Annotated in this window: 9 protein-coding genes; 8 read left to right on the top strand and 1 reads right to left on the bottom strand. The window is 52.3% G+C overall.

What is annotated here, in order from left to right; all coding sequences use genetic code 11:
• The first annotated feature begins 61 nt into the window (after nt 1-61).
• Both RIC19_RS24500 and RIC19_RS24495 read left to right on the top strand, forming a co-directional pair.
• Nucleotides 62-1,486, top strand: a complete 1,425-nt coding sequence (locus tag RIC19_RS24500; protein WP_350181026.1) for an aldehyde dehydrogenase family protein — start codon at nt 62-64, stop codon at nt 1,484-1,486.
• A gap of 86 nt (nt 1,487-1,572) precedes the next feature.
• Complete coding sequence (locus tag RIC19_RS24495) at nt 1,573-4,803, top strand: reprolysin-like metallopeptidase (protein WP_350181025.1); 3,231 nt, start codon at nt 1,573-1,575, stop codon at nt 4,801-4,803.
• 1 nt (nt 4,804) lies between these two features.
• Here the strand turns inward: RIC19_RS24495 and RIC19_RS24490 are convergent, their stop codons facing one another.
• A complete protein-coding gene (locus tag RIC19_RS24490; RefSeq protein ID WP_350181024.1) occupies nt 4,805-5,137 on the bottom strand; it encodes a tetratricopeptide repeat protein in 333 nt (110 codons plus the stop codon).
• A 206-nt stretch (nt 5,138-5,343) separates the two neighbouring features.
• Here RIC19_RS24490 and RIC19_RS24485 point away from each other — a divergent pair, with 206 nt between their 5' ends.
• From RIC19_RS24485 to RIC19_RS24460, 6 genes are all read left to right on the top strand, one after another.
• The gene (locus RIC19_RS24485; protein ID WP_350181023.1) at nt 5,344-6,084 is read left to right on the top strand and encodes an electron transfer flavoprotein subunit beta/FixA family protein; all 741 of its coding nucleotides are present in this window, start codon (nt 5,344-5,346) and stop codon (nt 6,082-6,084) included.
• A 39-nt stretch (nt 6,085-6,123) separates the two neighbouring features.
• Nucleotides 6,124-7,086 carry an electron transfer flavoprotein subunit alpha/FixB family protein gene (locus RIC19_RS24480; protein ID WP_350181022.1) on the top strand — a complete coding sequence of 321 codons (963 nt, stop codon included), beginning with the start codon at nt 6,124-6,126 and terminating at the stop codon, nt 7,084-7,086.
• Nucleotides 7,087-7,173: 87 nt separating this feature from the next.
• Entirely contained in the window at nt 7,174-7,449 is a 276-nt protein-coding gene (rpsO, locus tag RIC19_RS24475; protein WP_350181021.1) for a 30S ribosomal protein S15, read from the top strand.
• 459 nt (nt 7,450-7,908) lie between these two features.
• Nucleotides 7,909-10,101: a polyribonucleotide nucleotidyltransferase gene (pnp, locus tag RIC19_RS24470; protein ID WP_350181020.1), complete on the top strand. Its 2,193-nt coding sequence runs from the start codon at nt 7,909-7,911 to the stop codon at nt 10,099-10,101.
• A 337-nt stretch (nt 10,102-10,438) separates the two neighbouring features.
• Nucleotides 10,439-11,308 (top strand): sigma-70 family RNA polymerase sigma factor, encoded by an 870-nt coding sequence (locus RIC19_RS24465; RefSeq protein ID WP_350181019.1) that lies wholly within the window; start codon nt 10,439-10,441, stop codon nt 11,306-11,308.
• A gap of 316 nt (nt 11,309-11,624) precedes the next feature.
• The gene (locus RIC19_RS24460) at nt 11,625-12,701 is read left to right on the top strand and encodes an SH3 domain-containing protein (RefSeq protein ID WP_350181018.1); all 1,077 of its coding nucleotides are present in this window, start codon (nt 11,625-11,627) and stop codon (nt 12,699-12,701) included.
• The last annotated feature ends 42 nt before the right edge of the window (nt 12,702-12,743 follow it).

Genomic DNA, 12,743 nt, shown 5'->3' with positions numbered 1-12,743 from the left:
CTTGCAAGTCTATGAAAAAAAATGCTTACTATTGTTAAGATAAGACCTAACCGATAAGAAAATGACTACCCAGATCTCTACTTCAGCCAACCGGCAGGAAATCCGCGCTTTATTTGAAGCCCAGCGAGGGCATCAGTTTGAGGTTGCCCGCAGTACTGCCCGGGAGCGGATACAGAAGCTTGGCCGACTGAAAAAAGCGGTCCTTGACCGGCGGCAGGCCATCCGGGATGCGGTGTACGCTGATTTTAAGAAGCCGGCTGCAGAAGCCGATCTTACCGAAATTTACGCCATAACCACTGAGATCAAGCACACCTCCCGCCACCTGAAGCGGTGGATGAGCCGTCATAGTGTAGGGACCCCGCTGCCCTTCCTGGGCAGTTCCTCCTGGGTGCAGTACGAGCCCAAAGGCGTTTGCCTGATCATCGCGCCCTGGAATTTTCCGTTGCAGCTGGCGATTGGGCCATTGGTGTCGGCTATTGCAGCCGGCAATACGGCTATTGTGAAGCCCTCAGAGCATACGCCTCACACCTCAGCCGTGGTGCGGGAAATCATAGCGGATGTGTTTGACCCCCGCGAAGTTGTAGTCGTGGAAGGAGCGGTGGAAACCGCGACAGAGCTGCTAAAGCTGCCTTTCAACCATATCTTTTTTACCGGTGCGCCTGCAATCGGCAAGCTGGTCATGCGTGCGGCAGCCGAACACCTGGCATCCGTTACCCTGGAGCTTGGTGGCAAGTCGCCAACCATCATTGACGAAACAGCGGATTTGAAAACGGCGGTCCGCCGGATCGCCTGGGGCAAGTTTTTGAACAGCGGGCAGATCTGCATTGCACCCGATTACCTCTTTGTGCACGAAAGTAAAAAAGATGAGTTCGTCCGGCTGATGGCCGCACAGCTTAAGGCGCTTTACGGTGATGACGCCGCTACCTCCGGCGCGTACAACCGCATGGTCAATGCGAAGCACTTTGAGCGGGTGGAAGGCTACCTCCGGGATGCGGAAGCACGCGGTGCTACCATCGAGATCGGTGGACGGCGCGATGCCAGCTCAGACTACATTGAGCCTACAGTGGTCAGCGGGGTGCCGGATGACGCGCTGCTGATGCAGGAAGAAATCTTCGGCCCGGTCTTGCCCATTCGGACCTTCCGGAGCCTGGAAACGCCCCTGCAGGTGATCAACAGTAAGGAAAAGCCCCTGGCGCTCTATTTGTACAGTAAAAGCGAACGCAACATCAGGCACATTCTGCAGGGGACCCGTGCCGGGGGGACCTGTATCAACAACAACGACGTCCACTTTATGCAGCCCAATCTGCCCTTCGGCGGCTCCAACAACAGCGGCATCGGCAAGAGCCACGGTTGGTATGGCTTCGAAGCCTTTTCCAACGCCCGCGCCGTTTACCGGCAGTACCTGCCCGGTGCCCTGGAACTCCTCATGCCGCCCTATACCAGTCTGAAACAGCGTATCATCGACCTGACCATTAAATGGTTCTGATTCTGTTGGCAGTCAGACAATCGGGCAATCTTTAAACCTTTGGGTAGCGTCTATCCTTTACATTCGCAGAAAAATAAACTGTTAGTATGAAGAGGACGACCCTTATATTTACATGGTTGCTGTGCGGGCTTACGAGTGCCGTTTTTGCTCAGCAACGAACGTATTGGAAAGACGCAACACCACCCGCTATTGGCTGGGCACAGCGGTATATTTTACCGGAGGCTGCCCGTATTGTGGAAATCGATGAGGCCACGCTTTCAGAAGTGCTTGAAGAGGCGCCGCCGGAAGGCAGTACCACAGCTGCGACTTCTGATTTTATTTTTACCCTGCCTACGCCCGATGGCGGCACGGAAGCGTTCCGGCTGGTCAATTCCCCCATCATGGCACCGGGCCTGGCGCGGCAGTTCCCCGGTATGCAGACCTTCCTGGGCAAGAGCCTGGAAGACGGCCGTGCACTGGCGCGGATCGACTACACCCCCAAGGGGTTCCATGCAATGGTGCTTAAAGGGGATCAGACTTACTTCATTGACCCCTTTTACCATAATTATGTGCATCCGGCGCATCAGGTGTACTACCGCCGCGATTTCACTTCCGAAGAAACCTTTACCTGTGAGCTGGAGCATTCCGAAGCACCGGCCGGGCAAGTTGGGGCGAATGCCACTTTTGTAGGTGAAGAACTCCGTATCTACCGGCTGGCCATTGCGGCGACCGGTGAGTACACTCAGTTTCATGGAGGTACGGTAGCGGGTGCTATGGCAGCAATCGTTACGTCTATGAACCGGGTCAATGGTGTTTATGAGATGGACATCTCTTCCCGGATGATCCTGATAGACAGCAATCACCTGATCGTTTATACCAGTACCGCCACCGACCCTTACTCCGGCAGCTCGGGCAACCACCTGGGGCAAAATCAGTCCAATCTGGATGCAGTGATCGGCAATGCCAACTACGATATCGGGCATGTCTATCACCGGGCAGGCGGGGGCGGCGTAGCTTCCCTGCGTTCGGTTTGTGATGATGAAGACAAAGCCCGCGGGTTCACTTCTCAGGCGACCCCTGTAGGTGACCCCTTTGATATTGATTATGTTGCCCATGAGATGGGGCATCAATTTGGAGGCAATCACACCCAAAACAACAATTGCAACCGCGTTTCTTCAGCGGCGATGGAGCCGGGCAGCGCTTCTACCATAATGGGTTACGCGGGGATTTGCCCGCCTGATTTGCAAAACAATAGCGACCCTTACTTCCATGCCATCAGCCAGGAAGAAATGATTGACCATACCATTTTTGGCGGGGGCAACAGTTGTGCGACCATTATCCCGACAGAGAATACGCCTCCACTGGTAGAAGCAGGAGAGAACGGGCTGTTTTTGCCCATTTCCACGCCCTTTGAGCTGACGGGTACCGCCACTGACCTGGAAGGGGATTCCCTGACCTACTGCTGGGAGCAATTTGACCTGGGGCCTTCTGCTCCACCCAATAGCCCGCAAGGGAACTCCCCCATTTTCCGGTCCTTTGTGCCAACCACGGACTCCACGCGGGTATTCCCCCGTTTGCAGGATTTGGTGAACAATACCACTACGATTGGCGAATTTCTCCCGGACTACAACCGGGGGCTGCGCTTCCGGCTGACCGTACGGGACAACCATGGGTTTGGCTCCGGGGTGAGTACAGATGACCGCACGTTTAATGTGACTGAGCAGGCCGGCCCTTTCCGGGTGCTTACGCAAAATACGCCTGATACCTGGGCAGGCGGAAGCCTGCAAACGGTGGTATGGGATGTGGCCAATACCGATCAGCCGCCGGTCGCCGCCACTACAGTCGATATTTTCCTTTCTGCCGATGGAGGATTCACCTATCCTTATTTATTAGCTGCGGGGGTCCCTAATGACGGTGCTGAACTGATCACGGTGCCGGATACTCTTGATGGCAGCACCTTCAGGTATAAGATCAAAGCCGCAAACAACGTATTCTTTGATATCAATAATGCCAATATCACCATCGACTCCGTGGATGCGCCCGGGCTGGCCTTGGGCACTGAGGTATCAACTGTAGAAGTATGTGCCGGCGAGGTAGCCTCTTTTTCAGTGCAGGCGTTGCCTGTTCTGGGGTTTGATGCCGAAGTGGAATGGGTGGTGGAAGGATTGCCTGCCAGCTTCTCGGTCAGCGGCATTGATCCGGTAGTCCTCCCTTCTGTCCTTAATGTGGACGTCACTACGGCTCCGGGCCTGGCTACAGGGCCTTACCCCTTTCAGCTGATCGGCACGAGCGGTATGGTTTCGGACACTCTGGAGCTGGAGCTGTTGTACGCAGCGCAGGTTCCCGGTGAAGTCTTTTTAGTAGAACCTGTACCCGGTGGTGTAAATACGCCTGTAACCCCAACCCTCTCCTGGACGCCCAATCCGGATGCCTCCACGTACGATGTGCAGGTTGCCGCTGATGCTGCCTTCACGGACATTCTTTTGGAAGCCAGTGGCCTGTTGGATACCTTTTTCATCGTCACCAACCCACTGCCCGACAGTAGTACTCTGCACTGGCGGGTCAGAGGGCAGAGCAGCTCCTGTGGCGCAGGCCCCTATGCCGGGCAAGCTTTCCAAACCGAAGGGTTACGTTGTGAAGTGTTTGAGGCGGCAGATGTGCCGCTTGACCTGGGCGCACCCGGCCCATTTGCGACCTCTGTGATTGAGGTGGAAGTGGATGCGCCGGTCCGGGACGTTAATGTCCTGGAAATTGCCGGGAATTATACCCCACTGGACCGGATTGATTTCCGTCTTCGCGGCCCGGGTGGCGACTTGCAAGACATTTTTGTGGGTAATGAGTGTGAGAATGGCTTCTTATTCAACTTTTCCATTGATGATGCGGCCAGCAGTTTTGTCCCCTGCCCACCGATCGGCGGGCCCTATCGCCCGGCAGAGTCTTTGTCCATTTTCAATGGGGAATCAGCGGCGGGCACCTGGCGGCTGGTGATGTTTAAGAATGGGCAGTCAGGGTCGCTGGCGCGGTGGTCTGTAGAGATTTGCTATGGCGTACCTTTGTTGTCGAATACAGCTGAAGAAGACTTGGAGGGCGCACTGCGTATCTTCCCTAATCCGGCCAGCACAACGGCTACCGTCGTATTGCCGGAGCAGGCATCAAGAGGAGGGCAACTCTACTTATTCAGCGCCACGGGCCAACTGCTGGAAAGCCTGGCAGTGGGAGCAGGGCAAGAGCCGTTGAACCTACCTCTGCGGAATTACCCGGCCGGGTTGTACACGGTTCACTGGCGTGGTGCGGATGGTGCGTTGCTAGACCTGCGCAAGCTGATTATACAGCGATAGGCTATTGAAAATCCTCTTCATCGCCCAGGGTGAGTTTGGCGCCGGCCAGTTCACTGAGGGCATGTTGATCACCGGCCCGTTTGGCGGCCTCCATACCTGTTTTGTAGGTTTGGAAGGCGTCGGCGGGCCGGTTTAGTTTTTCATAGAGTTTGCCCAGGTGGTAGTAAGTGCCTACGTAGTCCGGGTCATTGGTCGTCAATGTTTCGTAGGCTGTACAAGCTTGGGCCCATTGCTCGTACTTCTCATATTCTTTAGCGATCGCAAACTGTATAAAAGAGCTGCCCGGGTCCTCTTTCAGGAGGGCTTTGAGCTGTTTGAGCCGTGTATCGTTCATGTTGTTGATGTTTACTATTTTGATTACGAGCAGGTTAAGTTGGTTTTTCAGTCGACTGTCAAACCTAAGCGAAAATTCGCTGGGTTACTTTCCTGAGTGGATAAAAGTAAGTATATTTGCACGAATTCAATATTTAGCAAAATAAGCGGCTTTTAGGTTGCACTGCAGCCTAATCCCAGCCAAAGAAACCACAAAAATACCCATTCATGAAATTATTGGTTTGTGTCAGCAAGACTCCGGAAACCACAGCCAAGATTGCTTTTACGGAGAGCAATACTCAATTTGATACCACAGGCGTACAATTCATCATGAACCCTTATGATGAATGGTATGCGCTGGTCCGGGCACTAGAGCTCAAGGAAGCGAACGGGGGCAGCGTGACGCTCATCAACGTTGGCCCTGCTGCCAACGATACGGTTATCCGGAAAGGGCTTGCGATCGGTGCAGACGAGGCCGTACGTATTGATGCGGAACCCGGCAGTGCGCTTTTCGTGGCTAAGCAAATTGCAGCTTATGCCAAAAAGGAAGCATTTGATATCGTCTTTCTGGGCAAAGAAACAATTGACTACAATGGCTCCGAGGTTGGTGCTATGGTTGCCGAGCTCCTGGATGTTCCATTTATTTCGTACGCTTCCCATATGGATATGGAGGGCGATACGGCTACCATCTCAAGAGATATTGAGGGGGGCAACGAAGTTGTTGAAGTAAAGGCACCGTTTGTCATTTCGGCGGCGAAAGGGCTTGCCGAGCAGCGCATCCCCAATATGCGCGGCATTATGATGGCGAAGCGCAAGCCACTGAAGGTAGAGCCCGCAGTGGAAGCAGAAGACCTTTCGGTAGTCGTGCATTACGAGCTGCCTCCTGAAAAAGGAGACGTAAAACTGGTTGATCCGGAGAATATGGATGAGCTGGTGCGCCTGCTGCACGAAGACGCGAAGGCCATATAACCCATCTATTTCAGAACCCTCTCAAAGTCAATATAAATTATGGTTTTAGTATTAGCAGAAACCCAGAAAGGAAAATTCAAAAAGGCCGCCTACGAACTGGCTTACTACGGTTATCAGACGGCTCAGGCAATGGGTACCACCTGTGCCGCATTAGTATTAGGCACAGCCGAAGGAGCAGAGGAGCTCGGAAAGTACGGTGCCTCCAAAGTATATCATGTTAATGATGCTGCGCTTGATATTTTCGACAGTCAGGCATACACGAAAGTGATTGCTGCGGCTGCGGATAAAATTGGCGCAAACGTAGTGGTGGTGGGGCATACCTCAACCGGCAAATCGCTGCTCGGCCGGCTGGCGGTCCGTATGAATGCCGGTTCTGTGCCGGCGGTCAACGCAGTACCTACCGTTGACGGTGGCGCTTTTAAAGTCCGCAAGCCGGTATTCTCCGGGAAAGCCTTCGCGGATTACGAAGTGAAGTCAGACAAGAAAGTACTCTCGCTCATGGGCAACTCCCTTCAGCCTAAGGAGGTAGGCGAAGCGGCAAGTGTTGAAGCATTGGATGTGGACGTCCCTGCCGCACAGGTTACTGTAAAAGAAGTGAAGCGCATGGAAGGCCTTACGCCTCTGCCGGAAGCAGAGCTGGTTGTATCGGCGGGCCGGGGCATGAAAGGGCCTGACAACTGGAGCATCATTGAGGAACTGGCAGGCACGATGGGCGCGACAACCGCTTGTTCGCGCCCGGTAGCGGATGCTGACTGGCGCCCGCACCACGAGCACGTTGGGCAGACCGGCGTTGCTATCCGGCCGAATTTGTATATCGCCATTGGTATTTCCGGGGCAATACAGCACCTGGCCGGAGTAAACAGCTCCAAGACGATTGTGGTGATCAACAAAGACCCGGAAGCGCCTTTCTTCAAAGCTGCCGATTACGGTGTGGTGGGCGATTTGTTTGATGTGGTACCACGCCTGAATGAAGCGATGAAGAAGTTTAAGGCAGAGAATTAAGGCAAAGGTCTTGTTAATTCGGGCAATTCGCCTATCTTTGCGCCGCTGTAACTGATTCATACAATCACTAACGGTTAAAAAATTATCATGGCAGAATATTTAACGAAAGAAAAGAAAGCCGAGATCTTCAAGGAATTCGGCGGTTCTGACAAAAACACTGGTTCTACAGAAGGGCAGGTGGCATTGTTCACTTACCGTATCAAGGAGCTTTCCAAGCACCTGAACGAGAACCAAAAAGACCACTCCTCCCGTCGCGCATTGCTGACGCTGGTAGGAAAGCGTAAGCGCCTGCTGGGCTACCTGGCGAAGAAAGACCTGAACGGATACCGGGCCCTCATCGAGAAGCTCAATATTCGTAAATAATTCAGCGTATTGCGCTGAGCAACATACAGGGGCGTTTCCATACGGAAGCGCCCCTGTTTATGTTTTCAAGCCGTTCGGAGCAATAATTTGCAAATCTGCACCGAAAAACGGCGTAAAATTGTTTATATTCGCCTTCGATAAAAGAAGCTAAGACAACTAACGGGAGCAAGACCACTAGTGCGGCTGGTCAGAATTAACGGATGTTTTTTCAGACTCGGAGCCCTTGCCAGTGCTAAACTTAGAAATGGTTAAGCACTTTTGTGCATCAATCCACTAGCAAAAAACCCGGCTAACGAAGGAAAATGAAGGTCACGATACCATCTCACAACCCTTATTCCTCCCTCATTTGCTGAAGACGGTTTCTCACTGGGTTTTTTCAGCCCCAGACCGGTCCCTTTGCATTTCGTTGTGATGCTTTGCAACATGATTTATTAGAAGTTAAAACCAATCAAATTCAAGATGGGATTACAAACTCCTATTACCACGTCCTTTGACCTACCTGATGGGCGCACAGTAACTATCGAAACCGGCAAGTTGGCTACTCAGGCTGATGGCTCGGTTGTGATCCGTATCGGAGATACGATGCTCTTTTGTTCCGTTGTTTCTGCTAAAGAAGCTCGGGAAGGGCAGCCTTTCTTCCCCCTCTCCGTCGATTATCAGGAAAAGTTTGCAGCAGCAGGCCGTATCCCCGGCAATTTCTTCCGCCGGGAAGCCAGGCTATCTGACTACGAAGTGTTGATTTCACGCCTGGTAGACCGCGCGATCCGCCCGCTTTTTCCAGACGGGTACATGAATGATACGCAGGTCATTATCAACCTTATTTCCGGCGAACCGGAAGTACTGCCTGATGCATTTGCAGCCCTTGCGGCATCTTCAGCTCTGGCCGTTTCGAGTATCCCATTCGGCGGGCCGATTTCTGAGGTGCGGGTGGCTCGTATCAACGACCGCTTCATTGTGAACCCTTTCCGTTCTGACCTTGAAAACGCAGACCTGGATATCATCGTTGCTGCAACCCTCGATAATGTAATGATGGTGGAAGGTGAAGCCAATGAGGTGCCGGAAAGTGTGCTGGTCGAAGCCATTAAAGTTGGCCACGAAGCCATTAAAGTGCAGTGTAAAGCACAGCTGGAGCTGGCAGAAAAGGTAGGCGAGCAGGCTACCGTTAAACGCGAGTTCATACCCCCGGCAGTGGCCAGCGAGGTTAAGGAGGTCGTGGAAAGCAATACCCGGGAAAATATCCATAAAATAGCTTCCGGTGCCCTGGACAAAGTGGCACGTAAGGAGGGCTTCAAAGCCATTATCGACGAGCTGATCGAAAAGCTGACCGAAGAGAAGGACGAGGCGTTCATGGAAGAGCACGGGGATGCCATCAAAGAATACTACAACAAATTCAAGAAGGAGGTCATCCGAGATATGGTGCTTTCGGATAGTATCCGCCTGGATGGCCGTAAATTTGATGAGATTCGTGATATCTGGTGCGAAGTAGATTACCTGCCTTCGGCACACGGCTCAGCAGTATTCACCCGTGGGGAGACACAGTCGCTGACGTCTCTGACGCTGGGTACCAAGCAAGATGAGCTGATGGTGGATACCGCCATGGAACACGGCTTCTCTAACTTCATTCTGCACTACAACTTCCCTGCATTTTCTGTAGGCGAAATTAAGCCGATGCGTGGCCCTGGCCGCCGGGAAGTCGGGCACGCCAACCTGGCTGCACGTTCTATTAAGAAAGTGATGCCGGATGAAATGCCTTACACCATTCGCCTGGTTTCCGATATTCTGGAGTCTAACGGGTCGTCCTCTATGGCAACCGTATGTGCCGGATCTCTGGCGCTGATGGACGGTGGTATCCAAATCAAAGCACCCGTTTCGGGCATCGCTATGGGTATGATCTCTGACGGCAAGCGTACGGCTATCCTGTCTGATATCCTTGGTGATGAAGATGCGCTGGGTGATATGGACTTCAAAGTTACAGGTACAGAGAAAGGCATTACGGCCTGCCAAATGGATATCAAAATTGATGGGCTGCCTTACGAAGAGCTGGAAAAGGCACTGAATCAGGCACGTGCCGGGCGTATTCACATCCTTAACGAGATGAAGAAATCCCTTGAAGTGCCACGTGAAGACCTCAAGCCACACGCACCACGTATTGTTGAAATTGTTATCGACAAGAGCTATATCGGTGCTGTGATTGGACCGGGTGGTAAAGTGATTCAGGAGATTCAGGCAGAGACCGGTACCAACATCAACATCGAAGAAGTGGGTGATGAAGGCGTGGTCAGTATTGCCAGTCAGAACAAAGAGTCTATTGATGCTGCGCTTGCGCGTATCCGCCGCATTACCTTCACTCCATCAGTAGGCGATACCTACGACGCAGTGGTGAAGACCGTAATGCCTTACGGGGTTTTCGTAGACTTCATGGGCAAGAGTGGTCTGTTGCACGTTTCTGAGATTTCTCATTCCCGTGTTGACCGCGTGGAGGATGTCTTCCAGGAAGGCGATGAACTCCGTGTCAAGCTTATTGGCGTTGACAATAAGACCGGCAAGCTCCGCTTATCCCGCAAAGCGCTGTTGCCAAGGCCGGAAGGCGGAGGTGGGCGCGATAATGACCGTGGTGGCCGCGACAATGATCGTGGGCGAAACCGCGATTAATATGATACAGCATAATTAAGGAACAGCCGGATACCTGACCAAAAAGGTATTCGGCTTTTTTTGTTGGGCCAAAGACAAATCAGGGAAACTTAAAACGGCTGAAAACGGCTGAAATACCGGAGTTATGGAGCGTAGCTACTCAGAGCGCTACCATATTGTATGCGGCAGGCTGCTGCTGTTGCGGAACTTTTTCAGGATGATAGTTGTAAGTTAAATGGAAAACATGCATTTAGCATCTTTTTCGTAAAAAGTCAAGTTTCCACAATGGGGGCAACATTTCTAACTGATTAACGTAAATTTACAGTGTGGAATAGCTAACCCTAAAATTACCTTGCTTATGCGTCAGTTGAAAATTACAAATAAAATTACGGCCAGGGAGAGCCTTGCCCTGGACAAGTATTTGAATGATATTGGCAAAATCCCAATGCTTGCTCCCGAGGACGAAGCCGAACTGGCCCGGCGCATTCGACAGGGAGATCAGGAGGCACTTGACAAACTGACCCGTTCTAACCTGCGTTTCGTGGTGTCTGTAGCCAAGCAATACCAGAATCAGGGGCTTTCCCTAAGTGATTTGATCAACGAAGGTAATGTAGGATTGATGAAGGCTGCTCGTCGATTTGACGAAACGAAAGGCTTCAAGTTCATTTCTTATGCCGTCTGGTGGATTCGCCAATCCATTCTGCAGGCTATCGTTGAGTATTCCCGGATTGTCCGTTTGCCGCTGAATAAGGTGGGCTCTTATAATAAAGTCAATGAGGCTTTTCTGGCTTTCGTACAGGAATTTGAGCGGGAGCCGACACACGAAGAGCTGGCGGACCTGCTGGGTATGACCCCAAAGGAGATTTCCAATATGCTCAAGGGCAATGGCCGGCATGTATCGGTGGATGCACCGATGAGCGGCGAAGATGGCGATAGTACGATGCTGGACATTATCTCTGTGGACGAGCCCGGTGCGAGCCCGGATGGTTCCCTGATGGATCAGTCCCTGAAAGATGAAGTGCAGCAAGGCTTGTCGATCTTGTCTCCCCGTGAGGTAGAGGTCTTGTCTTCCTACTACGGTCTCAACGGGCAGAAGTCTCTGACCCTGGAAGAGATCGGTGACCTTTACGGCCTGACCCGGGAACGGGTGCGGCAGATTAAGGAGCGCGCGATCCGCCGGTTGCGGAAGTCTTACAACCGTAATGCCCTAAGGTCTTATTTGGGGTAAAAGATTAGACTTGATGCGTCGGGTCAGTGCAGTGGGAAAAATGAGCTATTTTCAACCACGTGTCCCGGTAATTACCGGGATTTTAGGAGCTTAGCCTGAGTTAACGGACTGAAAAAAGGCATCCCGGTTCTACCGGGATGGGAAGAGACAGTGCTATTTTAACCCTGTAATGATCCCCGATACATCAAGTCTATTATAAGCGCTAACAGAAACGCCTGTTCCCTGCGAAAGCCCGGAGCAGGCGTTTTTTTAGAGCGTCTTTTAAGCCTACCCCAAAAGGGGGGGGAAGGTTTTTCGCTCTTAATTGGTAGATCAGATGAAAGAAAGATTTTTGCTACTTGGTTTTATGGGGCTGCTCTTTGCGGGCTGCAGTCAGGCGCCCTCTGATGAAGAGGCCGGCTCCGGTGCAGTTGCGCAGCCGCAGGATACCCTGAGGGTTTCAAGGTACCCCACTGCCCAATTGAGTGTGCCCGTTTTCCAAATCCGGGAAGCACCGCTGGTGGACAGCCGGAGCCTGGGCGATCTCAGGCAAGGCGAGCAACTGGAGCTGCTGGGCCCGGTAAGCGAAAATAGCACGCGGTTAACGATAGGAGGGCAGGCTTTCCTGCAGCCCTGGCTGCTGGTACGTACTGTCAGTGGAGTAGAAGGGTGGGTGCATGCCGCCGCTCTGGGTGATGAGATGCCCGATGGGTTGCGCCTTCAAGCTTTCCTGGGAAAAGACTTAGCGGCTACAGCTACTGCTTACAGGCAGTCATTTACAGAGATGGGCAATGCTGCAACTGTGGTTCAAGCCCTCCGGCAGGCCCATCAATTGGCTGGTGTACTGTCTATTGCTTTGCAACCCCGGCACTTGGACGTTGCACCGAAGGTGGCTGATCTGCTGCCTGCGCTGACAGCGGTATGGATGGAAACCCGGCGCAGTTGGTTATTTTTTGTAGATTACAAAGCATTTGAAACGGCGGCGCAACGGTCACAGGGCATTGCCGACGAAGCACTGCTTAAGCTTTACTATGATACGTACCCTGTAGACAGTATCGGTTATGTGCACCCGGCCTGGAAGCTGGAAGTGGAACCCGATAAGGTGTACAGCTTGCTGGGGAAGGGCATGCATTTTTCCTATTTGGAGCATTTAGACCAAATGTTGAAGTACCACGATGTAGCCGGGCCGGAAATCGACCAGCTCAAAGTGCTCATTATCAACGATATGACGGCACCATCTGTTTTATATTGGGAAGCAAGGGAAAAAGTGTGGGCTGAGCTCGAAGCTATACTTGACACCACTTTTTTGGTGTTAAAACCTGCAGATACGCTAGCTTTGCACCAAAGCATGGAGTCGATCAGGGATACGGGCGTTGCGCAGAGGCGGCGTTTTAACTTCCGGGCAGGCTTTTGAGTATATAATTCTCGTTTTTAACTAATAATAATCAAATGGGTT

Source organism: Phaeodactylibacter sp., from assembly GCF_040219495.1.
In the GTDB taxonomy this organism is placed as follows: domain Bacteria; phylum Bacteroidota; class Bacteroidia; order Chitinophagales; family Saprospiraceae; genus Phaeodactylibacter.
The sequence above is the reverse complement of the archived record's forward strand: the minus strand, read 5'-3'. Positions and strand labels throughout refer to the sequence as shown.

Coding starts and splice junctions, on each gene's coding strand:
- RIC19_RS24500 (WP_350181026.1), top strand. CDS start 62: ATGACTACCCAGATCTCTACTTCAGCCAACCGGCAGGAAATCCGCGCT.
- RIC19_RS24495 (WP_350181025.1), top strand. CDS start 1,573: ATGAAGAGGACGACCCTTATATTTACATGGTTGCTGTGCGGGCTTACG.
- RIC19_RS24490 (WP_350181024.1), bottom strand. CDS start 5,137: ATGAACGATACACGGCTCAAACAGCTCAAAGCCCTCCTGAAAGAGGAC.
- RIC19_RS24485 (WP_350181023.1), top strand. CDS start 5,344: ATGAAATTATTGGTTTGTGTCAGCAAGACTCCGGAAACCACAGCCAAG.
- RIC19_RS24480 (WP_350181022.1), top strand. CDS start 6,124: ATGGTTTTAGTATTAGCAGAAACCCAGAAAGGAAAATTCAAAAAGGCC.
- rpsO (WP_350181021.1), top strand. CDS start 7,174: ATGGCAGAATATTTAACGAAAGAAAAGAAAGCCGAGATCTTCAAGGAA.
- pnp (WP_350181020.1), top strand. CDS start 7,909: ATGGGATTACAAACTCCTATTACCACGTCCTTTGACCTACCTGATGGG.
- RIC19_RS24465 (WP_350181019.1), top strand. CDS start 10,439: ATGCGTCAGTTGAAAATTACAAATAAAATTACGGCCAGGGAGAGCCTT.
- RIC19_RS24460 (WP_350181018.1), top strand. CDS start 11,625: ATGAAAGAAAGATTTTTGCTACTTGGTTTTATGGGGCTGCTCTTTGCG.